This is a genomic window from Brevibacillus choshinensis (assembly GCF_001420695.1).
GTDB classification, from domain to species: Bacteria; Bacillota; Bacilli; order Brevibacillales; family Brevibacillaceae; genus Brevibacillus; species Brevibacillus choshinensis.
Window position 1 is genome coordinate 369,833 of sequence record NZ_LJJB01000013.1, and the last position, 24,604, is coordinate 394,436.

Genomic DNA, 24,604 nt, shown 5'->3' on the forward strand with positions numbered 1-24,604 from the left:
ATGATTGGGACTGAGTGCATCTTAGCAGATGTCCTGCAAACATGACAAGAAGCAAACTGTCGAGAAAAAGTTAGGTCAAAAAGCAAAGAGCAGGTCACCCCCTTTTGCGAAAGGGATATGACCTGCTCATTCGTTAAGCTGCTTTGGTAGTGGCGATTTTCTTACGGCGTTCCCACATGAGTGATATTCCGACAATTACGACTGGGTAGAGGGCGGACCATCCGAGAAAAGGGTATAGCCCGACAGTGAAAATAAGTGAGGTCCAGGAAGCGATACGTCCAACTTTGCTGTCACGTAACAGACGGACACCGGCCAGACATCCACCGATGTAAGTGGCGATAAAGGAAGCATTTGGAATCTCAATGAGTTTGGCCAGATCGACCCATCCGAAATACAAGACACTGAGAACTACAACAAAACAAAGTGCCAAAAAGAGAAGACCTCCGACAGGTGTTCGATATTTTGCGTGCAAGACTCCAAACCAACGTGGCGCGACGTTTTCCTGAGCAAGCGAGTAAGCGATTCGAGATGCGGCGCCGACGTATGCATTGGCTGCTGCAATACAGATAAACAGGGCGGTCACAGCGACAATCCATCCGCCTATTGGGCCGAGCGATAGCTGAATCATGACACTCAGGGAAGCGGCTGAAATTCCGCTGCCGTAGCTGTGTGTAGCCACCGTCATGAACGCTACAGAAAAGTAGAGGAGAGCGACGATCCCTGCACTCCACATAACTCCGCGTACGGCGTTTTTAGCAGGGTCTACAAACTCTTCGGACAGATGAGTGACGGCTTCCCAACCGATAAAGCACCAAAATAACAATCCGGCTGTTTGAATGACACTGAGCCAGCCACTTGGGACGAAAGGGACAAAGTTTGCGGTAGATGCATGCGGCAAGGCAGCGACAACCGCCAAAATCAAAATCGTGATAATCAAGGAAACGACAATCGTTTGCACACGTGCCGCTACCTGCATACCCAATACGTTCATGGACAGGACAGCGATCAGGATGAGGGCAGCGGTCGCATACGTCTGTGTTTCTCCCCACTTCATCAGAACAGCGAGGTAGTTCGCCCCGGTTACGCTCAAGATCGGAGCACCCATAGGCACGGATAATAGGAAAAACCAGCCCACCATGTTGCCAAACCGATCGCCGTACGCGGTTCGAACGAATGTCGATACACCTCCTGCGCTGGGAAAGCGAGCGGATAGGAGTCCCATGGTAATGGCCATCGGAACGACGAGAATTGACATCAGAAGCCAGGCAAGAATAGAAGCAGGTCCAGCCTTTTCAGCAGCCAAACCAGGAATGAGCAGAACCCCTGAGCCGATCACAGCACCTACGTACAAGGAGACGATTTGCGGTAAGCCCAAGGTTTTGTGAAGACCGGGCGACTGTGCAGTTAGTTTCCCCATGAAAAAATCCCTCTCTTTACTCGATCAAATGATTTTGTAGAAGTAGTGTAGCATAGACTTTACTATCGGAGTTATCTATAATATCAGATAAAGAAAATCGGATTTTTCGATGGGAAGGGGACCGAGAGGATGGATACTCGCTATCTTCAAACATTCCGAGAAGTAGCCAAGTGTCAGAGCTTTACACGGGCAGCAGAAGTGCTGGGCTATGCGCAATCCAGCGTGACGACGCAAATTCAAAATCTGGAGACGGAGTTTGGCGTCACTCTTTTTGAGAGATGGGGAAGAAAAATCAGGCTTACACATGCTGGGGAGGCGCTCCTCGGATACAGTGACCAAGTCTTGGCTATTCTGGATGAGGCCAAAGGAAATCTGTCCGAACAGGCACAAATGGCAGGCACGCTAAGCATTGGAACGGTAGAATCCTTGGCTGCTTTTTATTTGCCGCCCTTTTTGCAAAAGTTTCGCAAAGAACAGCCGCGCATGCGGATGCAGCTTCACCCGGGTATTTGTCATGATCTGCGTCAAGGTGTAAAGGAGGGCAAGTACGACTTTGCGTTTGTACTCGACTGGATGCAAGACCATCCTGAACTCACAAACATGAATCTTGGGGAAGAAAAGCTGGTGGTCGTCGCAGCTCCCGATCATCCTTTGACGAAAAAGGAGCGAGTCGAGGCCAAGGATTTTTCAGGCGAGAGCTGGATTTTCACCGAAGCTGGTTGCAGCTACCGATCGATCATGGAGGCTGTCTTGCGAGATGCGGAGGCGACGATCGACATGACGTTAGAGTTTGGTAGCCTCGAAGCGATCAAACAATGTGTCGCCTATGGTCTTGGGATCGCTCTTGTCCCATTCATCGCTGTGGCCGAAGAGGCCAAGAACGGAACGCTGGCCATCTTGCCTTTTTCCCATCCCGAAGTACGTGTCTATCGTCAGCTGATTTATCATAAGAAGAAGTGGATGTCGCAAGCACTGCTGTACTTTTTGGAGTTGCTGACGATTGAAAATCAAAAGAATAATCATGAATTTCCGACTAAAAATGTAGAGAATATGGGTTGAAAAGGAAAAACAGATGATGGCTGTACTTGCGTATGATATGATTAAGACTAAGTTGTTTTTTGAGATGAAGGAGGTCCATCCGTACATGAACATGGTTTCTGAAAGCATCGTAAAAGATATGGCGTTGGCACACAACGGCCATCTGAAAATTGACTGGGTAAAAGAGCATATGCCCGTTTTGAACCGCATCCGTGAGCGCTTTGAAAAAGAGCAGCCGTTTGCAGGTCTGAAAGTGGCCATTTCCCTTCACCTGGAAGCAAAGACAGCTTATCTGGCGAAAGTCGTGCAAGCGGGCGGCGCTGAAGTAACCATTACAGGCTCCAATCCACTGTCTACGCAAGATGATGTTTGCGCAGCACTCGTGGAAGATGGTATCCGAGTATTTGCCAAGTACAATCCGGATCCAGTGGAGTACAAGGAACACCTGATTAAAACATTGGAAACGCGTCCTGACCTGATCATTGACGACGGTGGCGACCTGGTAACGATCCTCCACAGCGAGCGTCGCGACCTACTCTCCCAAGTGCGCGGTGGTGCGGAAGAAACCACAACAGGTATTCTTCGCTTGAAAGCTTTGGAAAAAGAAGGCAAGCTGGAATTCCCGATGGTTGCTGTAAACGATGCGTTCTGCAAATACTTGTTTGACAACCGTTATGGTACGGGTCAATCTGTATGGGATGGTATCAATCGCACAACGAACCTGGTAGTAGCAGGAAAAACGGTTGTCGTAGTTGGATACGGCTGGTGCGGTAAAGGTGTGGCGATGCGTGCGAAAGGTCTGGGCGCGAAAGTGATCGTAACCGAGATCGACGCGATCAAAGCAGTAGAAGCGTACATGGATGGATTTGAAGTCATGCCAATGAGCGAAGCGGCAAAACGCGGCGACTACTTTGTTACCGTAACAGGAAACCGCGACGTCATTCGCAAAGAACACTTCGAAGTGATGAAAGATGGTGCAATTCTCTCCAACGCAGGTCACTTTGATGTCGAAGTGAACAAAGTGGAGCTGGAAGCATTGTCGACATCCCGCCGCATCGTGCGCAAAGACATCGAAGAATTTGTCATGGAAGATGGTCGAAAAGTGTATCTCCTGGCAGAAGGACGTTTGGTAAACCTGGCTGCTGGTGACGGTCACCCGGCTGAAATCATGGATATGACATTCGCATTGCAAGCTGTGTCTCTGGCTTATGTGAATGAACAATACAAAGCAATCGGGAAGCAAGTACTGAATGTACCATATGAGCTGGATGCGATGGTAGCACAGTACAAGCTGGAAGCTCTGGGACTCGGTATCGACAAATTGACCGACGAACAAAAAGCATACCTGGACAGCTGGGTCGAATAGACCGCGAAAACCGTCCTTTCCCGGCAAAAAAATAAACGAAAAAATCCTGCATACAAATGCAGGATTTTTTTTTATAATAACAAGTAGGCATCAAAGTGGGGAAAAGTGGGGGAAAGTGGAGCCACTCAGTAGGAAAGTGGGGGACTAGGGCGTGTTCATGGGGGAATACCAGCATAGCATCGACGAAAAAGGCCGCCTTACGATACCAGCCAAGTTCCGCGAAGGGCTAGGTACTACCTTTGTGATTACCCGCGGTTTGGACCAATGTTTGTTTGCTTACCCTATGGAAGAATGGAAGCAACTCGAGGAACGACTCAAAACACTTCCCTTTACAAAAGCAGATGCGCGTGCTTTTACACGATTCTTCTTTTCTGGTGCGACCGAATGTGAGTGGGACAAGCAGGGAAGGGTAAACATACCACAGAACCTGCGTGATCATGCTGGCATGCAAAAAGAATGCGTCGTCATCGGGGTGTCTAATCGCGTAGAGGTATGGAGCAAGGAGCGCTGGGAGGATTACTTTGCCCAGTCAGAAGGCTCTTTCGGTGATATTGCCGAGAAGCTGGTTGATTTTCAATTGTAGCAGCTAGAAGAACGGGAGTGACGATCTTGTCGTTTCATCATGTAACCGTATTACGGGACGAAGCTGTCGCCGGACTGAACATTCGGCCAGGCGGTATTTACGTGGATTGTACGTTGGGTGGAGCGGGGCACAGCAGCCTGATTGCTTCCCAACTGACGGAAGGCGGACGACTGATAGCTATCGATCAGGACGATTGGGCACTCGACAATGCCCGCGAGCGCTTGTCTTCTGTAATGGATAGAGTCACGCTGGTGAAAAGCAATTTTCGACATATCAAGGATATAGTGAGCGACTTGGGATTGGATGGAGTCGACGGAATCCTGTTTGATTTGGGTGTCTCTTCGCCACAACTCGATGAAGGAGAGCGTGGATTTAGCTATAATGCTGACGCACCGCTGGACATGCGAATGGACCAGCAGGCTTCGCTATCCGCTTACGATATTATCAACGAGTGGGACGAAGAAGAGATCGCCAAGATCATCTGGGAATACGGGGAAGAGAAATTTTCCCGGCGAATTGCCCGGCAAATCGTTCAATATCGTGCCAAGCAGCCTGTCCAAACCACAGGCGAGCTGGTGGAGTTAATCAAGGAAGGGATTCCTGCTGCTGCAAGACGCACGGGTCCACATCCGGCAAAGCGCACCTTTCAGGCAATTAGAATTGCTGTGAATGATGAGCTGAGCGCTTTCAAGGAAGCTGTTGCTGATGCCATCAATGTCCTTCGTCCGGAGGGTAGAGTCAGTGTCATCACTTTCCATTCATTAGAGGATCGTATTTGCAAGCAAGTTTACCAGGAGTTCGCGAAAGGATGCACTTGTCCGCCTTCGTTTCCGATCTGCGCGTGTGGGAATGAGGCAACGGTAAAAATCATTACCCGCAAGCCGATATTACCTTCAGCAGAAGAACTAGAAGCCAACCCGCGTGCGCGCTCCGCGAAACTCCGTGTAGCGGAAAAGCGATAAGCGGCAAACAGCGTCGGGAAAAGGAGAGAAAAGCGATGAGCTATTACTACCGCGGTAATCTTGCTGTGGAGTTGGAAAAAAAGTCGCGAACCGTAACTAAAACGAAACGAACCATTCGGATTAAACCGACGATACCGACGGGAGAGAAGCTGCTGTATTTACTCTTTATCTCCTTGACGGTCATTGGTCTGGGCCTGGTAGGGGTGCGTTACTCACAAATTTCTCAATACAACTACGACATTCAGAGCACGAAAAAAGAGAACCGCCTACTGGCGGAAAAGAATGCAGCCGTGAAGTTGCAAATTGAACAAATGAGCAACCGCGATCGCATTCAGAGTGAAGCGGAGCGACAAGGTATGGTATTTAATCCGGATGCGGTGCATGTGCTCGGTCAGTCCAAGTCGCAGGGTCAAGTACAAGCGAGCTCCCTTCCTCCTACACAATCAAAGCAACCATAACCATAATGTTACTTGCGTCAATCGCAGTAACATTTTTTCTTACGGCAAGGTCGTTCATCCATAGTGGTTCATCGGGAGGGATACTTTATCCGATGATAGGTAGAGAAGTGGAGTCGCTGAGCATTGGCGACGATCATAGTCGTGATGGAGTGAGGTAAAGTGGAAGCGAAACGACGCGTGAACTGGCGAATCCTCATTTTCGCCCTGTGTATCATCATGGTCTTCTCTGGATTGAGCTTTCGAGTCTGGTGGATCCAGACCGTAGAGGCTGCGAAGATCATGGATTATGCGAGTGGTCAATGGGACTGGGCCAAGACACTCAAACCAAAGCGTGGGGCCATTATGGACCGCAATGGGGAAATCCTCGCCTACGAAGGTAAGGCGTATACCGTGAATGCACGATTAAAGCCGCAAAATGACAAGGATCAGGATTTTGTCAAAGATCCGTATTATACGGCGACGACACTAGCTAAAATATTAAATGCCCCAGTCGACCAGCTGCTGAAGCCATTGACCAAGCCAGATTCCAAGGTCGTACTTCTCGGTCGCTATGGTAACAAGATTACCGAAGAACAAAAGAAGCTGATCCAGAATGCCCAATTTCCGAAGCTTCCGAGTGGGGAGCAGGTAGAGAATAATCAATTGCCTGGGATCTACCTGACGGAAACGACACGGCGCTTTTACCCTAACAATAGCTTCGCGGCCCATGTTCTCGGTTATCTCGATTTCGATGAACAGCCAAGAATGGGAATAGAGCTGCAATTGGACAAGGAGCTGCGAGGCGAAAAGGGTGAGATGGAGGTCATGACAGACGGGGCGGGCTACCAACTGCCAGATGGCGAGAGAAAGTACAAGCCGGCAAAGGATGGCGATAACGTCTATCTGACCATTGACCGCCAAATCCAGGATTATGTGGAGCAAGCACTCGACAAGGCGGAACGCGACTTCAAGCCAAAAGGTCTGACCGTAGTGGTGTCTGATCCGCAGACGGGTGAGATCTTGGCGATGGGCAACCGCTCTCAGTTCAATCCCAACACCTATTACAACGGGATCACGAACTATACGAATCATGCCGTCACCACGATGTTCGAGCCGGGTTCGACGTTCAAAATCATTACGCTCGCAGCTGCAATCGAAGAGGGCTTGTTTAATCCGAACGATACGTACAATTCCGGTACATACACGATCAAAGGGCAAATTCCCATTCGAGACCATAATAATGGACAAGGCTGGGGCCGTATCAGTTACTTGGAAGGCGTACAGCGCTCCAGTAACGTAATCTTCGTAATTCTCGGTTACGAAAAATTAAAGCTAGAAAAGCTAAAGTCTTACTTCTCAAAGTTTGGAATTGGTGCTTTGACGGGGATCGAGCTTCCTTACGAGAAAAAAGGAAACCTGATCAACCTCGAAAAACCGCAATCACCGCGTGACTGGGCCGTAACCACATTCGGACAAGGTGTGACGGTTACTGCTATCCAGCAGATCGCCGCGGTAGGCGCCATCGCAAACGGTGGTGAACTACTGAAGCCGCATATTGTAAAAGAATTGCGTGATCCCCATTCTGGTGCTGTTGTACAGCGTTCGGAACGTGAAGTAGTCCGTCGTGTCGTGAGCGAAGCAACAGCCAAGAAGACGCGCGACATTCTGGAAACGGTCGTAGAAGCAGATGCAGGTACAGGGAAAGCCTATCAGATCGACGGATATCATGTAGCGGGGAAAACGGGTACCGCACAAAAATACGACCCGAATACGGGTAAGATCATGGAAGGTCATTACATCGCTTCCTTTATCGGTTTCGCACCAAAAGACAACCCGCGACTCCTCGTATACGTAGTCGTGGATGATCCCTCTACGGACGCTTGGTATGGAACCTGGGGAAGAATGATTATCGCTCCGATTTTCAAATCCATCATGGAGCGCAGCCTGCAGTATTTACAGCAGCAGCCAGATCTTCAAGCAGCTCAATCGAAAGCATCCAAAAAAGGGAAAACAGAAATGGCAGCGGTGGCACAGCAGCCCGTTCAGGAAGTTACGTTGGCGAAGTTTGTGGGAATGTCCAATACAGCAGCGCAGCTTCGGGCGAAGCAAGACAAGCTGACTGTATCTGTTATCGGGACAGGAACCAAAATTGTGGAGCAGTATCCGGCTCCTTATGAAAAGGTTGCGTCGGGAAGTCAGGTCGTCCTGGTCACTGACCGAGTCAAAGGATCCAAGATGCCGGACTTCACAGGGAAGTCTCTGCGTGATGTGATGGAGTTCAGCTCACTAGTGAATATTCCGGTGAAAGCGACAGGCTCCGGCTTCGTTGCCTCACAGAGCATCCCAGCGGGGACAGTCCTGACAGGCACTGAAAAGCTGCAAGTTACTTTGCGCTCTGAATCGGAGCCTCCAGCACCACCTGCTGGACAGACAGGCGTTCCAGACGGTTCCGGGGGTGCTACGACACCGCCAGCTACAACTACTCCACCTGCTGGAGAGGGCACAGGAGCGGCGACGGGAGCAGCAGGAGCTACAAACACTCCTTCCACTCCGACTGGACCCCCCAATAACAGAGTGGGTCAGACAGGTCAAACAGGCACGAGTACAAGTCCATAGTTCTAAGTCGTCCCCCCGACGAATAGGGTAAAAGAGACAACCTATTCGAGGGGGGACTCGCTTTGCGGGTATCCAATGCTACCGTACGCCGTCGTATTTTTGTGACACTGATTATTGGTATTGTGATGTATTGTGCGCTCATCACCCGTCTAGGGTACGTACAATTGATAGAAGGACCCAAGCTGGCGCAGATGGCTGACAATTTGCTGGATCGGGAAATCAAATTCAAGCCAAATCGGGGGAGAATTCTCGATCGGGAAGGAAACGAACTTGTCACCAATGTTAGCGTCCCCACCATAGTAGCAGTGCCGGCGCAGTTGAAAGATTCACGTGAGACAGCCAGACAGCTAGCTGTCATTTTAGAGCAGCCCGAAGAAGCGGTCTTTAAAGCGATTACGAAAAAAGGGATGAGCAACGACCAAATCCCGGGTGGCAAAAAGATTTCAGTCGAAAAGGCAAAGAAAATTCAAGAGCTGAATCTTCCAGGCATATACTTGGCGGGGGATACGAAGCGTTTTTATCCAAACGGTACGATGGCTGCCCACATCCTTGGCTTTACCGGAATCGATAACCAGGGACTGACGGGGCTGGAGCGGATCTATGATCCATTCTTGAAAGGGACGGAAGGGCATATTTCCTTCCCGTCGGACGCAAAGGGCCGTGTCATGCCAGGCGGCTCTGAAGAATATGTAGCGCCGATGAATGGGATGGACATGTATCTGACGCTAGACAGCGCCATTCAGTCGTTCATCGAGCGTGAATTGGACCAGGCGGTCGTTGCTTATCAGCCAGATGACGTCCTCGCTATCGCCATGAACCCGAAAACAGGTGAAATATTGGGGATGGGCAGCAGACCTACCTTTCAACCGGATCTGTACAGAGACTACCCGTCGGAAGTGTACAACCGCAACCTTCCGATCTGGAAGACATACGAGCCAGGTTCCACATTCAAGATCGTTACACTGGCAGCGGCGCTCAATGAAGGTGTCATCAACCTAAATGAAGGCTTCTATGATCCAGGCTACATTACCGTCGCAGGGAAACGCCTACGCTGCTGGAAGCGCCAAGGGCACGGTCAGGAAACGATGCTGGAAGTCGTAGAGAATTCCTGCAACCCTGGATTTGTAACGATGGGACAGAGGCTGCAAAAAGAAAGACTGTTTGACTACATCAAGAAATTCGGTTTTGGGCAAAAAACCGGCGTAGACTTGATCGGGGAAGAAAACGGTCTGTTGTTTAACCTTAATCGGGTAGGACCCGTCGAACTGGGAACGACGTCGTTTGGCCAAGGGGTATCCGTCACGCCTATCCAGCAAATGGCGGCGGTCTCAGCGACGATCAACGGCGGCAAGCTAATGAAGCCCTACGTAGCAAAGGAATGGCGAGACAGCGTGACCCATGATGTGGTGGGCAGGACGTTGCCGACGGAGGTCCGACAAGTCATTACACCGGAGACATCCGCAAAAGTAAGGTACGCGCTGGAGAGTGTCGTCGCGCAAGGAACAGGAAACAAGGCGTACATTGAAGGATACAGGGTAGGCGGAAAGACAGGTACGGCGCAAAAGGTAAAAAACGGACGTTACATGGATGGGGAGTACATCGTATCCTTCATCGGTTTTGCACCGGCAGATGATCCGCAAATCGTCGTATACTTCGCAGTTGACAATCCCAAGGCTCTTGCATTCGGAGGATTGATTGCAGCGCCTAGCGTCAAAAGTATTATTGAATCTTCCTTGCAGCATCTGGGTGTTCCCAAGCGCAAAGATGGGATCTCCAAAGAAATCAACAAAGCATTGGGGGAGAAAAGTCCGATTGAAGTTCCAAACATGGTCGGCCAAACCATGAAAGATGTCGTGACCACCTATGAGACTTTACCACTAGTTGTTTCAGGGAAAGGAAAGTACGTCATCCAGCAGTCTCCGGCACCCGGTGTGAAAATTGATGACGGCGGAAAAATTCGTATCTACCTTGGTGACAAATTGACCAATTAGCTATAAAATGAGATTTCGAAGGCGGAGGGAGTAGGCTTTTCTACGAGCGCTCTACCTCCGCCTTTGTACAAATCACCAAATATTTGTCTATACTAGTTGGAGAATGGGGTGCCAGTTTCATGTTTCTACGGGATCTGCTCATGCCTCTGTTGCCGGTAACGATTACAGGGGATGACAGCATGGAGATTACAGGTCTGACAGCAGACTCGCGCCAGGTGAAGCCCGGCTATTTGTTTGTTTGTCTGACTGGATATACCGTGGATGGACATTCGTATGCGGCCCAAGCGGTTCAAAAAGGAGCCGTAGCCGTACTATCCGAAAAAGATTTGGACGTGCCAGCGACTATTGTCAGAGTGCCGGATACCCGGAGGGCAATGGCCATGCTGGCTGACCGTTTTTACGGCTCTCCCACGCGTGAACTAAAGCTGATCGGTGTGACAGGGACCAATGGCAAGACGACCACCACACATTTGATCGACAAGATTTTACGAGACCAACAAAAGCAGACCGGACTGATCGGCACGATTCATATGCGGATCGGTGAAGTGACAGAAGACGTCAAAAATACGACGCCAGATGCGCTGGAGCTGCAACATAGCTTTCGCCGGATGCGTGATGTCGAAACGGAGTACGCCATCATCGAGGTATCTTCCCACGCGCTGGAAATGGGGCGCGTACGAGGCTGCAACGTTCACACCGCAGTTTTCACCAATTTGACGCAGGATCACTTGGACTATCACAAGACGATGGATAACTATCGCTATGCCAAATCCCTGCTGTTTTCCCAATTGGGGAATAGCTATGACCCCGATCGGCTGAAAACGGCCGTTTTGAATGCAGACGATGAGGCTTCCGAGCTATACGCCACAGTGACGCCCGCCCGTGTCATAACGTATGGGATTGATCGAGCGGCAGATGTACATGCGACAGACATTGAAATCACGAGCAAAGGAACCTCCTTTACCGTTCAGACCCATGTCGGGAACTTACGGATGAACCTCAAGCTGATGGGCAAGTTCAATGTGTACAATGCTCTAGCTGCGACTGCAGTTGCGCTGGCGGAAGGCATTTCTCTAGAAACAATAAAAAACAGCCTGGAGGAAGTCGCGGGCGTAAATGGACGTTTTGAATCGGTGGATGCAGGGCAGCCGTTTGCCGTCCTCGTCGACTATTCGCATACGCCAGACAGTCTGGAAAACGCGTTGATGACGATAAAGGAATTCGCGAAGCAGCGTATTTTTTGCATCGTAGGCTGTGGGGGTGACCGTGATCGGACCAAACGCCCGATTATGGCTCAGATTGCAACGAAATATGCGGATCGGACCGTCTTAACGTCTGATAACCCTCGATCTGAGGAGCCGCAGGCCATCATTGATGACATGCTTGCCGGGCTAAGTGGAGTAGAGCAAGAGCGCTTCACAGCCGTTACTGACCGCCGAGAAGCTATTAAATTCGCGGTTTCCCAAGCGCAGCCTGGCGATGTGATTCTGATCGCAGGTAAAGGTCACGAAACGTATCAAATCATCAAAGATCAAGTACTGCCGTTTGACGACCGTGAAGTTGCGCGGGAAGCGATCGCCACGTACAACCAACAATAGAGACAGATGCGATAAAGTAGCATCGGAGAAAGGAGGTTCGGGCATGTTCGCTGACAACGTACTCATCGTCACGATCGTCGCCGCGTTTCTCATTGCCGTACTCATTGGTCCACTGTTTATCCCGGTTCTTCGCCGCCTCAAATTTGGGCAGGCGATTCGGGAAGAGGGTCCAGATTCTCATCAAAAGAAGGCTGGTACCCCTACAATGGGTGGAACCATCATCCTTTTGGCACTCATTTTTACCGTGTTAAAGTTTGCCAATGCAAAAATGGAGATTTACTTCCTCTTACTGGTGACGCTTGGATACGGACTGATTGGATTTTTGGATGACTTTATTAAAATCAAAAAGAAACGAAATCTGGGATTGACTGCCAAACAAAAGTTTGCGGGTCAAATCTTGCTGGCTGTAGGAGCGTATATTTTGCTGATCCTCATGGGTCATGATACGTCCCTGCATTTGCCAGGTACTCCGTGGAAGCTGGAGCTCGGTTACTTCTACTTCCCGTTTCTATTGTTCCTACTCGTGGGAACTACCAACGCTGTCAATCTTACTGATGGGCTCGACGGTCTCTTGGCAGGTACAGGAGCCATCGCATTTGGAGCGTACGCCATCATCGCTTGGTTTGGTCAAGACTATGACACCGCGATTTTCAGTGCGGCAGTCGTCGGTGCTGTACTCGGCTTTCTCGTCTTCAATGCACACCCTGCGCGGGTTTTCATGGGTGATACAGGTTCTCTGGGATTGGGAGGAGCATTGGCGGGAATCGCGATCATGACGAAGACAGAGCTTTTGCTCGCCATTATCGGTGGAGTCTTTGTGGTCGAGACAATCTCTGTCATCTTGCAGGTGGTTTCGTTTAAAACTAGAGGAAAGCGCATCTTCCGGATGAGTCCGCTTCACCACCACTTTGAATTGACAGGATGGTCGGAGTGGCGCGTGGTAGTGACGTTTTGGCTCGTAGGGATGTTCTTTGCTGGACTGGGTGTATACCTCGAGGTGGTGACAATCCGATGAATCGCTATCATGATCAACACGTTGTTGTTATAGGAATGGCTAAAAGCGGTGTGGCAGTGGCAAAACTGCTCCACCGCTTTGGTGCGAATGTCGTCGTGAATGATAAAAAGCCGCGGGAAGAGGCAACTGGCGCTGAGGAGTTAGAGGCACTGGGGATTCCCGTTATATGTGGCTATCACCCGGATGATTTGATTCATTCCGGTGTGTCATTGGTCGTCAAAAACCCTGGGATTCCTTATGAGGCTCCACCAGTGGCAAAAGCGGTAGAGCTCGGGATTCCGGTCGTGACAGAGGTCGAGCTTGCCTATCAGATTGCAAAGGCACCGATCATCGGTATCACCGGTTCAAACGGAAAGACGACGACAACGACTTTGGTCGGACTTATCCTGAAAGAAGCTGGGATCCGGGCAATGGTAGGCGGAAATATCGGTACCGTTTTGTGTGGATTGGCTGAGGTAGCCGAACCAGATCAATGGCTGGTCGCTGAGTTGAGCAGCTTTCAATTGATGGGGACGAGAGAGTTCCGCCCGCATATCGGGGTGTTGCTAAACCTGTATCCGGCGCATCTGGATTACCACCATACTATGGATGAATACCTCGCTGCGAAATGCAAACTGTTTGCCAATCAAAAAGCAGACGATGCGGCGGTTTTGCCTTTTGATCAACCGGAAGTACGGGAGAAATGCAGCCAGCTTTCGGCCCGTACCTATTACTTCAGCAAGACTCAGGCAGTGCCTCGAGGAGCGTATGTGGAAGAAGGCATGATCGTGTTTGTGGACGGTGAGGGCAATCGGGATGAAATCATCGCTGTCAAAGACATTACCGTTCCACACGTGGACAATGCTTTGGCTGCTGTCATCGTGACCAGGCTGGCGGGTGCGGACAAGCAATCCATTGCACAAGTTCTAACCACCTTTCCAGGAGTCGAGCATCGAATGGAGTTTGTCGCGCAAAAAAATGGGGTAAAGTACTTTAACGATTCCAAGGCAACCAATCCAGAAGCGGCATCCAGAGCACTGCAGGCGTGCAAGGAACCAATCGTATGGATCTGCGGGGGGTTGGACAGGGGAATCGATTTTCGGGAGCTGGTACCCATTATTCAGGGGCGCGTAAAGGCGGTTGTTGCCCTCGGAGAGACGGCACCTATTTTGCTCGAACGAGCGCGAGAAGCAGGGATTAATGAAGGCATCCGTGTCGATACTGTGGAGAAAGCCGTTCTTGCTGCTTCTCAATTAGCCGACTCGGGTGATGTGGTTTTGCTCAGCCCGGCGTGTGCGAGCTGGGACATGTTTCCTTCATTTGAGGTACGGGGCAGCATGTTTAAGGACGGCGTGCATAGACTGTAAACAAGCCTAGCATAACGTCCCCGTACAAAACTGGAATCCACCTGCGAACGGGACGCGTGAGAAAGGATGACCTGGCACTATGAGCAAGGTTCGCTCAGCTCCCGACTTCGTGATTATTTTTGCAACACTTTTTTTATTAGGAATTGGCATCGTGATGGTGTATAGTGCAAGTGCCATTGTTGCGCAAAAGGCACCCTTCAATGACCCGTATTTCTTTGCCAAGCGGCAGTTGATCTTTGCTTTGCTCGGCATCACAGCGATGTACGTAACGATGAATATCGACTATTGGGTCTGGAAGCAGTGGGCCAAGCCGGGGTTCTATGCAAGCATAGGATTGCTGATCCTCGTACTGATTGTAGGGATTGAGGTCAATGGCTCCAAGAGCTGGCTTGGTTTTGGTGCGTTTGGGATTCAACCCGGAGAGTTTGCCAAGCTAGGAGTTGTAGCTTTCTTGGCGAGATGGCTCGCTGACAATCAAAAGCAGATCGTATTGTTCCGAAAAGGTCTCATTCCAGCACTGGCCATTCCGATGGCATGTTTTGGTTTGATTATGCTGCAGCCGGATTTAGGGACAGGTACGGTTTTAACAGGTACCGCGATCGTGATGATCTTTGCGGCTGGTGCGAGAATCAGTCATTTCGCTGCTTTAGGGATGGTCGGGGTGGCTGGTTTCATCGGATTGATCTTGTCTGCACCCTACCGGATCAAACGCATCACATCGTTCCTTGATCCGTGGTCTGATCCATTGAATACGGGATATCAAATTATCCAGTCGCTCTACGCGATCGGGCCGGGCGGGCTTTTGGGACTTGGGCTTGGACAGAGTCGACAAAAGCACTTGTACTTACCCGAGCCGTACAATGACTTCATCTTCTCCATCGTGGCCGAAGAATTGGGCTTTATAGGCGGAACGCTCATTTTGCTTTTGTTCCTCTTGCTTTTATGGAGAGGAATGCGGACGGCGATTACGGCACCAGATTTATTCGGAAGCTTGCTGGCACTTGGAATCATCGGCATGATTGCCATCCAGGTAATCATCAATATTGGCGTGGTCACAGGGATGTTTCCCGTGACGGGAATTACATTACCATTTTTAAGCTACGGGGGTTCATCTCTTACGTTGATGCTGACAGGCGTGGGAGTCCTGTTGAACATTTCCCGTTTTTCTAGATAAGGATGTGAATGGATATGCGCGTCGTCCTAACAGGCGGTGGCACAGGTGGTCATATTTATCCGGCGCTTGCGGTGGCGAGGGAAGTTTCTCGCCAACATCCGCAGGCTGCCTTTTTGTATATCGGCAGTAAACATGGATTAGAAGCAGGGCTCGTTCCACGGGCTGATATTCCTTTTCAATCTGTCGAAATCAGTGGGTTGAAAAGAAAGCTCAGTCTGGATAATGTAAAAACAATCTGGAAGTTTATTCGTGCCGTGTCGGATTCCAAGCGCATGCTTCGTGAGTTCAAACCGGATGTTGTGATCGGGACGGGTGGGTACGTTTGTGGCCCAGTCGTGTACGCCGCAGCCAAGCTAGGGATTCCCACGCTCGTTCACGAACAGAACGTGGTACCGGGGCTGACGAATAAGTTTCTGTCGCGATACGCAAGCAAGGTTGCCGTTTCGTTTGCCGAGTCGCTCGCCTTTTTCCCTTCAGCTAAAACGGTACTGACGGGAAATCCACGCGCGACAGAGGTCATGCACGGAAACGCAGAGGCTGGACGCCGCTTTTTGGGTGTGGACCCAAGTAAGAAAATCGTCCTGATTTTCGGGGGCAGTCGTGGTGCACGGGCAATCAATGAGGCCGTGCTGTCCATGGTCGATCACATGTCCACGCTCACCGATACTCATTTTGTCTATGTGACGGGGGACGTACATTACGAGAAAATATCCGCTTCCTTGCGGGAAATGGAAAATGTCCCCGGCAACCTTTCCGTCCTTTCATTCGTCCACAATATGCCGGATGTTTTGGCTGCTACGCATGTGCTTGTCGGACGTGCGGGAGCTTCAACACTCGCTGAAGTAACGGCGCTGGGCGTTCCATCTATCCTGATTCCGTCACCGTACGTGACCAACAACCATCAGGAGAAAAATGCACGCGGACTGGAGCGGGCAGGTGCCGCACAGGTGATAGTCGAGCGTGAGCTGAGCGGGGATAGCCTGCTGCAATCGTTGACAGAGCTCTTACAAGATCAAGCGCGTTGGGAGCAAATGCGCAAAAGCTCCCTGTCACTAGGGATGCCACAAGCAGCTACAGATATCGTTGCACAACTGAGTGCACTGGTTCGTAAAAAATGATCAGATGGGCGATTGTCACGCCGATCTGGGCGGTCGCATAGTATGGAGCAAACACGTGATAAGAACTAGGTCCGACCTAGCATGTGTATCAGGAGGTTCACAGATGAAACAAATCGCAGATGAGTTGAGGCAAGCGGGTATCGAAAAAGTGTGGACCAATGAACCTCTCGCCAATCATACGACTTGGCGGATCGGGGGTCCTGCTGACTTGTTAATCCAGCCCAAGGATAAAGATTCCTTGCAGGCAGCCTTGCAAATTATCCATCGTCATGAAATTCCTTGGAGTGTAATCGGGCGCGGTTCCAACCTTCTGGTGAGGGACGGAGGGATACGCGGAGCCGTGCTCAAGGTGGCTGAGGGTTTGAGTCACTGCGAGTTCAGGGGCGAAGAGGTGTGTGTGGGTGCCGGATATTCCATGATCCGCCTGGCGATGGAAACGGGCAAGATGGGTTTGACAGGGATGGAGTTCGCGGGAGGTATTCCTGGTACGGTAGGCGGTGCCGTCTACATGAATGCAGGTGCGCACGGATCTGATCTTTCACGTATTCTTATTGATGCCGAGATCCTCTTTGAAAATGGTGAAAGGAAAGTGTTGACGAACGAGGAAATGAGCTTCAGTTATCGGACTTCACTCTTGCAAAAGAGAAAGGGCATCGTGATAGAGGCGCGGTTCCTATTGCGCACGGGTGATCGCAAGGAAATTGCGGCAACGCTCGCGGCAAACAAGGAACGGCGACGTCTGACGCAGCCTTTGCAAATGCCGTGTGCCGGTAGCGTGTTTCGTAATCCACCAGGTGATCACGCAGGCCGCTTGATTGAAGCGGCTGGGCTGAAGGGCTATCAAATCGGTGGAGCTCAAGTTTCGGAAAAACACTCAAATTTCATTGTCAATTGCGGAGGAGCCACGGCTACCGACGTCCTCACCTTGATTAACTACGTGCGGAGTACGATCCAGAGTCAATTTGGGATTGATATGCATCCGGAAGTCCTGGTGGTGGGCGAGGGGTAACACGGAGGTGAAAGTTTGGAGACTTTTGCGATCGAAGGCGGAAGACCTCTGTCCGGTTCGCTTCGGATCCAAGGAGCTAAGAACGCTGCTCTTCCCATACTTGCTGCCGCAGTATTGGCGGAAGGGCAATTCTATATCTATGATGTCCCCCATCTGAAAGATATCAAGGTGATGTTGGAAATCTTGGACTCTCTTGGGGCGAAAACGAAATACGAGGACGGTTGCGTTGATCTGGACACATCGTCTGTCTCCGTTCCGCTGGTACCAGATAATTTGATGAGTCAGATGCGATCTTCCATTTTTCTGGCTGGCCCACTATTGGCGAGATTGGGTGAAGTCACGATATCGAGGCCAGGTGGCTGTGACATCGGGGAGCGCAGAATTGATTTGCATTTATCTGGGCTGACAGCGTTGGGAGCCAAAATGGAAGAGTCGGAAGGCTACATTACATTTCGTGCCAAGCAATTGCGCGGAACCAATATCTTTCTATCCTTCCCCAGTGTGGGTGCGACGGAAAACATTATGATGGCAGCCGTATTGGCAAAAGGGACGACTCGCATCTGCAATGCTGCGAGAGAACCGGAAATCATTGATTTGCAAAACTTCCTGAACGCGATGGGAGCTCGTATCCGGGGTGCTGGTACGGACACGATTGAAATCACGGGTGTTCCCAAATTGCGTTCTGTCAGCTACCGAATCATTCCGGACAGGATTGTCACCGGAACCTTCCTATTAGCAGTAGGGGTGGCGCAAGGGCATGTGGAATTGACCAATACCTTGCCAGAACATCTCACTGCATTGATTGAAGTGGCTCGTAGCTGTGGTGTTGAAATCAAGACCCGCCATGATATAATGGAAATCAAAAGTACATCGCGTCCACGCGCCTACGACCGGATCATCACTTCGCCATTTCCGGGATTTCCGACTGATTTACAGGCGCAGTTGATGGTGTTTTTGTCTCAGGCTAGGGGAACGAGCGTTATCAAGGAGACTATTTTTGAGGGAAGATTCAAACATGTGAATGAATTGGCGCGAATGGGCGCCTCCATATACGTGGATTTAGGATCAGCCATCATTCGCGGTGTCAGCAAATTGACGGCGACGAATGTGGAAGCGACAGATCTTAGAGCAGGAGCAGCTCTGGTACTCGCTGGCCTTGCTGCAGAAGGAACGACGACAGTAAACCAGATCCATCATATCGACAGGGGATATGAGCGGCTCGAGCAGCAATTACGTCAGCTGGGAGCTAACATATCGCGGGCGTCGATATAACTGGGGAGAGCTAAGCGGCATAGTGCTATGCCGCTTTCCCTGTTTTGTATCATTACATATATTCCAATCCAATCCATTTATTTCTATTATTCATTATTATTTTGCGGGCGACAGCCTAGCATGGATGAGGAAGGATAGGGTCATGGCGGTATACGAGGAACGCATTCCGCAAGTCAAGCAACAACGCCCACGTCGACGGGGAAACCGCAAATTGGTCTTTCTGCTCGTGCTGTTTTTTTTAATCGTACTCATTATCGTATTCATTCGCTCTCCATACAGCAAAGTGCAAGAAATACAGGTGTTTGGTAACGACATCTATCCGGCGGAACAGATTATCAATCAATCTGGCTTGAAGAAGGATATGCAGTTTCTAAATGTATGGGAGGGCAGTGTCCAAAAAAATCTGGTTCCGCTAGAGGGCATCAAAGAGGTAACGATTAGCCGATCGTTCCCGGGTGTCATCCAGCTGCACGTGGAGGAACTGAGAAGGGTCGCTTTCTGGAACGGTCAGGACGGCACGCGCTACCCGCTGTTAGAAAACGGTTTTGTGCTCAAACAGATCAATTTCGCTGATCGTGTGGTGGACAGGCCCCTAATCAGCTCCTGGGCATCGCCTGAGCTGCTCCCGAATTTGGCCAAATCGTTGTCAAAGCTCTCACCTGCAGTTCTTGGAGAAATATCGGACATTACACTGACACCGACCGTTTATGATAAGCAAAGAGTTACCCTGTTCATGCGTGATGGCAACGAAGTGCGCAGTGTTGTCTACAAGCTGGACAAGATGTTGAACTGGTACCCGGCGATTGTAAAGGAGCTGCCAAAAGGCTCAAAAGGAGTGCTATCCCTGTTTGAACAGCCTTGGTTTGTACCATATGGGGCTGCAGGTGAAGCTGTTCCACTCCAGCAGACAGAGGATCAATCCCAAAAGCCGCAGTAATAAATAAAGGGGAAAGCAGACCATGAGTCGACGTCGCAAATTTCATCTGTATTTAACTGTCGTGACGTTTTGTACCGGATTTCTGGTCGCAACATCGATTGAGACCACGAAACTGACACGCAAAGAGCGTTTCAACGACCAGTTATTCCAACAAGAAACCCAGCTCAATGACCGGATTCTGTCAGAAAAAGAGCAGAACAGACATCTGGAAAATCAACTGATTGATCTACAGCGCCAGGTGGGTAAAGTAGAAGAGGCGATGGCCGAACGTAAATCGGAAGCAGCTGACGCACTGAGCCAACTCGAAGCGGCACGTATGCTGGCCGGTGTAGTCGCGGTTGAGGGGCCTGGGATCATCATTACGATGCAAGACAGCCAGAATGCTGCAAGCAACGCCGACATCGCCAATTACATCGTCCATGAGCAGGATGTTCGACTGGTTGTGAATGAACTGCGAGCAGCAGGTGCAGAAGCGATCAGTATTAACGGTCAGCGGCTGGTCAGCAATTCTTCAATCCGCTGTGTGGGGCCGACAATCATTGTGAATGGGATTAAGTCAGCGGCACCGTTTGTCGTGACTGCGATCGGAGACCCCATGACGATGGAGAGCGCCTTGAACCTTCCGGGCGGCGTTTTACACTCTTTGCAAGACTTTGTTCAGATCGATGTAGCCAAAAAGGACCATGTTCAGTTACCTGCATTTGTGGGTGACGCCAAAACAAAACACTCCTAGTTGAAGGATGCGTTTACCTATGTTGCAAAAAAGCCGTAAAATCACATTTATTCTTGCCATTATTAGTGCTATCATAGGTGTGATGTTGACAGTCCAGTTGCGAAGCAGTTTGCACCCCGTACACAAGGAATCTCGCAGTATTGCTGAGCTGCGGACGACTCTGCAAAAGGAACTGGAGAAACATAAGAACTTGTTGGCGGATATATCTAAGTACAATCAGTTGTACTACCAGTACGAAACCTCACTGAGCGAAGATGAGAGTATTTCGGTCATGAAAGAGGAGCTGGCCCGCAACCGCAGGATGGCTGGGATGGTCACGGTGGAGGGAGAAGGTGTCGTGCTCGAAGTAGTCGACGCAAAAATTCCTGATGAACACATCCTGGACGAAAATATGACGGCACCTGTCGTCGGTGATTATACGATCGACGATGAAGATTTACGGTGGTTAGTCAACATCTTGTTTGCGAATGGTGCGCAAGCCGTATCGATCAATGGTCATAGGCTGATTTCCACAACTGCGATCCGCAATGTGGGAGATACCATCCAGATCGATACCCGAACGATCCAGCCTCCTTACGAGTTAAAAGCATTAGGGGAACCAGACGTCTTGCTGTCCGCTTTAAAGCTTGAAGGAGTGGAAGAAAACTTTCAACTTGCGAATAAAAAGGTGCTAGCGGAAAAAAAGGACAAGCTCATGATTTCTGCCAATAACGAAACACGTGCTATCCAATATATGAAACCTGTAAAAGAAAAAGGAGATTCGTAACATGTGGCTCCCGCTTTTCGGACTGATTGTCGGTCTCGCTGTCGGCTTCTTGCTGGATTGGCGTGTGCCCCAGGAATATAGCAGCTATCTTTCCATTGCCTTGTTGGCCGGTTTGGATACAATCTTTGGTGGGATTCGTTCGTTTCTAGAGCGTACTTTTAATGTTCGGATTTTCCTGTCCGGATTCTTCTTCAATACGCTCTTCGCGGCCGGTCTTGCTTTTATTGGCGGATTTTTGGGGATCGATCTCTACCTGGCAGCCATCGTCGCGTTCGGCGTGCGCTTGTTCAATAATCTGGCAGTCATTAGGAGGATTGTTCTATCTCGCTGGATTAACCAGCAAGACTAGAATAAAAAATGGGAAGATGGTCATATTTTTACAAAAAATAAAGATGAAAAAAAGGGAATGGTTGTCCTGTGTGGAATAATTTATGCAGGTGTTCTCACATTTGCAAAATAAAAGTCGTAGCAAGGGAGGTGTCACAGGTTTGGTAAGCAACGAACTCATCGTCAGCCTAGATATTGGAACATCCAAAGTACGCGTAATGATCGGCGAAATCAACAACGGTTCCATCAACATCATCGGCGTCGGCCAATCGCACTCAGAAGGCATTAAAAAGGGCGTGATTGTCGACATCGACCAAACCGTGCATGCCATCCGGGAAGCGGTTGACCATGCAGAGCGCATGGTTGGCGTTTCGATCGAAGAAGTGTATGTCGGTATCACTGGGAATCATATTGAGCTGCATGAAACACAAGGGGTTGTCGCTGTATCCAGCGAAGACCGTGAGATACGAGAAGAAGACATCCAACGCGTTATTCAAGCAGCAAAGGTTGTTGCCATCCCACCGGACAGGGAAATCATTGAGGTCGTTCCAAAGGAGTATATTGTCGATGGGCAAGGTAGTATAAAAGACCCGCGTGGAATGATCGGTGTCCGATTGGAAATGGAAGGAACCATTGTGACCGGTTTGAAAACGGTTGTACATAACATTGTTCGTTGCGCCCAAAGGACGAATCTGCGAGTTGCTGGAATTTTCTTGCAACCGCTTGCGGCCAGTACCGTCGCTCTTTCCAAGGATGACAAAAACATGGGTGTCGTTTTAGTCGACATCGGTGCGGGTTCTACCACGATCGGTGTATTTGAACAGGGGAAACTGGCAGCTACCACCGTAATCGGCATCGGTGGCGACCACATTACCAGCGATATTTCGCTTGGGTTGCGCACACATACAGATGTGGCGGATCGGGTAAAGACGAAAAATGGCTGTGCTTTGATCGACGAAGCGTCAGAAGACGTGAAGTTCAAGGTAAACCGAATTGGTAGCGATGTTGAAAAGCAGTTTACGCAAGTGGATTTGGCCAATATTATTGAGCCGCGCGCTGCGGAAATATTCCAGCTAGTGGAAGATGCAGTCTACAAATTGGGCTTCCGTGATGAAATTGCGGGAGGCTATGTTCTAACAGGTGGTACGGTAGCTATGCCTGGCATGTTAGAGTTGGCCAAGGAAGAGCTGGATGCGCCAGTACGAATCGCTATTCCGGATTATATTGGAGTCAGGGATCCTGCCTACACCACTGGGGTAGGTTTGATTCAATATGCCTTGCAGTTGATGGAGCGCCGCAGTATACGCGTTACCCCCTCATTCAAAGGCACTCAGAAGCAAACCGTGTCAAAGCCGAAAGATGGCTCCGGTTTGATGGAAAAAGTGAAAAACTGGTTCAGTGAGTTTATTTAACGTGTAGGGATTTTTAAGCGAGATCGCTTGAAAATTCCGTAGCGCATGGCGGAGTGCCTCAGCGTCTGCTACTGGCATTACTTGGTAAAACTTTCCGTTGAACGCGGTCGCTCATCATTGAGCGTGCCTCGATTGAGGTTTTCTTAACGGCTGCTGCTGTTTTACATGACGATGGCGAATAATGGAATGTTTCGTTTTCTGCAAAAGGTGGAAAGAATCAACGAAATGTTACTTTGTTTGACTGGAGGCTTTAAGCAGACACGGAGCTTTCTTATGTTGAATTGGGGAGGACTAGCACTATGCTGGAATTTGATATGGATTTGGGATCCTTTGCGCGAATTAAGGTAATTGGATGCGGGGGCGGCGGTAGCAACGCCGTAAACCGTATGATCGCAGGTGGCGTGAAAGGGGTAGAATTTATTACTCTGAACACAGATGCACAAGCGCTCCAATTGTCTAGCGCGGACATCAAGCTGCAAATTGGTGAAAAATTGACTCGTGGTCTTGGTGCAGGAGCCAATCCGGAAATTGGGAAAAAGGCTGCTGAAGAGAGCCGCGATCTGATTGAAAACGCGCTGCGTGGAGCAGACATGGTATTCGTAACAGCAGGTATGGGCGGAGGTACGGGTACTGGAGCAGCGCCAGTTGTAGCTGAAATCGCTAAGGAATTGGGCGCACTGACAGTAGGGGTAGTCACTCGTCCATTTTCATTCGAAGGACGCAAACGTTCCCAGCACGGTGAAGCGGGTATTGCTGGCTTGAAAGAAAAAGTCGACACATTGATCGTCATTCCGAATGATCGATTGCTGGAAATCGTCGATAAAAATACACCGATGCTAGAAGCATTCCGTGAAGCAGATAATATCTTGCGCCAAGGGGTTCAAGGGATTTCCGACCTGATCGCCGTACCAGGTCTGATCAACCTTGACTTCGCTGACGTAAAAACGATCATGACCGAACGTGGCTCCGCTTTGATGGGGATCGGTATTGGCAGTGGGGAAAACAGGGCAGCAGAAGCAGCTCGCCGTGCCATTTCCAGCCCACTATTGGAAACCTCAATCGATGGTGCACGTGGTGTTCTGTTGAACATTACAGGCGGTACGAATCTGAGCCTGTACGAAGTGAACGAAGCAGCTGACATCGTGTCCTCTGCAGCGGATCCTGATGTGAATATGATTTTCGGTGCAGTGATCAACGAGGATTTGAAAAACGAGCTGCTTGTAACGGTGATTGCGACTGGTTTTGAACAATCACAAAGAACGGAGGCACCACGCCGTCCACAACAACAGCAAGTAAATCCATCTAGCAACAGACCTACGCCGGTATCAAATACGAACTCCAGTCGTGCCAAAGAAGAGGAAGACGACAAGTCCTTCTTCTCGATGAGCAATCTGGATAATCTGGATATTCCAGCGTTCCTGCGCAACCGTCGCCGCAATAAAAAGTAGAATCTGTCAAAACAAGCAAAGGCCTTGTTCCTCTTAGGG

At 49.9% G+C, this 24,604-nt stretch carries 21 protein-coding genes; 20 read left to right on the forward strand and 1 reads right to left on the reverse strand.

Features of this window, described 5'->3' with window-relative positions; genetic code table 11:
- Nucleotides 1-133: 133 nt before the first annotated feature.
- Nucleotides 134-1,417, reverse strand: coding sequence for an APC family permease (locus AN963_RS22015; RefSeq protein WP_055746702.1), 1,284 nt, complete (start codon nucleotides 1,415-1,417; stop codon nucleotides 134-136).
- A gap of 129 nt (nucleotides 1,418-1,546) precedes the next feature.
- Between AN963_RS22015 and AN963_RS22020 the strand changes: the two genes are divergently transcribed.
- From AN963_RS22020 to ftsZ, 20 genes are all read left to right on the forward strand, one after another.
- On the forward strand, nucleotides 1,547-2,476 hold the full coding sequence (locus AN963_RS22020) for a LysR family transcriptional regulator (RefSeq protein ID WP_055746703.1): 930 nt from the start codon (nucleotides 1,547-1,549) through the stop codon (nucleotides 2,474-2,476).
- 85 nt (nucleotides 2,477-2,561) lie between these two features.
- Entirely contained in the window at nucleotides 2,562-3,821 is a 1,260-nt protein-coding gene (locus tag AN963_RS22025; protein ID WP_055747823.1) for an adenosylhomocysteinase, read from the forward strand.
- A gap of 151 nt (nucleotides 3,822-3,972) precedes the next feature.
- On the forward strand, nucleotides 3,973-4,404 hold the full coding sequence (gene mraZ, locus AN963_RS22030) for a division/cell wall cluster transcriptional repressor MraZ (RefSeq protein WP_055746704.1): 432 nt from the start codon (nucleotides 3,973-3,975) through the stop codon (nucleotides 4,402-4,404).
- A 17-nt stretch (nucleotides 4,405-4,421) separates the two neighbouring features.
- Nucleotides 4,422-5,366, forward strand: a complete 945-nt coding sequence (gene rsmH / locus AN963_RS22035) for a 16S rRNA (cytosine(1402)-N(4))-methyltransferase RsmH (protein ID WP_055746705.1) — start codon at nucleotides 4,422-4,424, stop codon at nucleotides 5,364-5,366.
- A 35-nt stretch (nucleotides 5,367-5,401) separates the two neighbouring features.
- Nucleotides 5,402-5,824, forward strand: a complete 423-nt coding sequence (locus tag AN963_RS22040; protein WP_055746706.1) for a hypothetical protein — start codon at nucleotides 5,402-5,404, stop codon at nucleotides 5,822-5,824.
- 159 nt (nucleotides 5,825-5,983) lie between these two features.
- Nucleotides 5,984-8,419 carry a penicillin-binding protein gene (locus tag AN963_RS22045; protein WP_055746707.1) on the forward strand — a complete coding sequence of 812 codons (2,436 nt, stop codon included), beginning with the start codon at nucleotides 5,984-5,986 and terminating at the stop codon, nucleotides 8,417-8,419.
- 62 nt (nucleotides 8,420-8,481) lie between these two features.
- Nucleotides 8,482-10,410, forward strand: a complete 1,929-nt coding sequence (locus AN963_RS22050; protein WP_055746708.1) for a stage V sporulation protein D — start codon at nucleotides 8,482-8,484, stop codon at nucleotides 10,408-10,410.
- Nucleotides 10,411-10,529: 119 nt separating this feature from the next.
- Nucleotides 10,530-12,008 (forward strand): UDP-N-acetylmuramoyl-L-alanyl-D-glutamate--2,6-diaminopimelate ligase, encoded by a 1,479-nt coding sequence (locus AN963_RS22055; RefSeq protein ID WP_055746709.1) that lies wholly within the window; start codon nucleotides 10,530-10,532, stop codon nucleotides 12,006-12,008.
- 43 nt (nucleotides 12,009-12,051) lie between these two features.
- Entirely contained in the window at nucleotides 12,052-13,023 is a 972-nt protein-coding gene (gene mraY / locus AN963_RS22060; RefSeq protein ID WP_055746710.1) for a phospho-N-acetylmuramoyl-pentapeptide-transferase, read from the forward strand.
- Nucleotides 13,020-14,369: a UDP-N-acetylmuramoyl-L-alanine--D-glutamate ligase gene (gene murD / locus AN963_RS22065; RefSeq protein ID WP_055746711.1), complete on the forward strand. Its 1,350-nt coding sequence runs from the start codon at nucleotides 13,020-13,022 to the stop codon at nucleotides 14,367-14,369. The genes mraY and murD overlap by 4 nt, the downstream gene beginning before the upstream one ends.
- A 79-nt stretch (nucleotides 14,370-14,448) precedes the next feature.
- A complete protein-coding gene (gene spoVE, locus AN963_RS22070) occupies nucleotides 14,449-15,543 on the forward strand; it encodes a stage V sporulation protein E (RefSeq protein WP_055746712.1) in 1,095 nt (364 codons plus the stop codon).
- Between the two features lie 14 nt (nucleotides 15,544-15,557).
- Complete coding sequence (murG, locus tag AN963_RS22075) at nucleotides 15,558-16,661, forward strand: undecaprenyldiphospho-muramoylpentapeptide beta-N-acetylglucosaminyltransferase (protein WP_055746713.1); 1,104 nt, start codon at nucleotides 15,558-15,560, stop codon at nucleotides 16,659-16,661.
- 103 nt (nucleotides 16,662-16,764) lie between these two features.
- Nucleotides 16,765-17,670, forward strand: a complete 906-nt coding sequence (gene murB / locus AN963_RS22080; protein WP_055746714.1) for a UDP-N-acetylmuramate dehydrogenase — start codon at nucleotides 16,765-16,767, stop codon at nucleotides 17,668-17,670.
- 15 nt (nucleotides 17,671-17,685) lie between these two features.
- Nucleotides 17,686-18,942: a UDP-N-acetylglucosamine 1-carboxyvinyltransferase gene (gene murA / locus AN963_RS22085; RefSeq protein WP_055746715.1), complete on the forward strand. Its 1,257-nt coding sequence runs from the start codon at nucleotides 17,686-17,688 to the stop codon at nucleotides 18,940-18,942.
- 142 nt (nucleotides 18,943-19,084) lie between these two features.
- The gene (locus AN963_RS22090) at nucleotides 19,085-19,879 is read left to right on the forward strand and encodes a cell division protein FtsQ/DivIB (RefSeq protein WP_055746716.1); all 795 of its coding nucleotides are present in this window, start codon (nucleotides 19,085-19,087) and stop codon (nucleotides 19,877-19,879) included.
- Nucleotides 19,880-19,901: 22 nt separating this feature from the next.
- Nucleotides 19,902-20,612: a DUF881 domain-containing protein gene (locus tag AN963_RS22095; RefSeq protein ID WP_055746717.1), complete on the forward strand. Its 711-nt coding sequence runs from the start codon at nucleotides 19,902-19,904 to the stop codon at nucleotides 20,610-20,612.
- A 19-nt stretch (nucleotides 20,613-20,631) separates the two neighbouring features.
- On the forward strand, nucleotides 20,632-21,378 hold the full coding sequence (locus AN963_RS22100) for a DUF881 domain-containing protein (protein WP_055746718.1): 747 nt from the start codon (nucleotides 20,632-20,634) through the stop codon (nucleotides 21,376-21,378).
- Nucleotide 21,379: 1 nt separating this feature from the next.
- Complete coding sequence (locus tag AN963_RS22105; protein ID WP_055746719.1) at nucleotides 21,380-21,727, forward strand: small basic family protein; 348 nt, start codon at nucleotides 21,380-21,382, stop codon at nucleotides 21,725-21,727.
- 139 nt (nucleotides 21,728-21,866) lie between these two features.
- Complete coding sequence (gene ftsA, locus AN963_RS22110; RefSeq protein ID WP_055746720.1) at nucleotides 21,867-23,117, forward strand: cell division protein FtsA; 1,251 nt, start codon at nucleotides 21,867-21,869, stop codon at nucleotides 23,115-23,117.
- A 299-nt stretch (nucleotides 23,118-23,416) separates the two neighbouring features.
- Nucleotides 23,417-24,565 (forward strand): cell division protein FtsZ, encoded by a 1,149-nt coding sequence (ftsZ, locus tag AN963_RS22115; protein WP_055746721.1) that lies wholly within the window; start codon nucleotides 23,417-23,419, stop codon nucleotides 24,563-24,565.
- Nucleotides 24,566-24,604 lie beyond the last annotated feature (39 nt).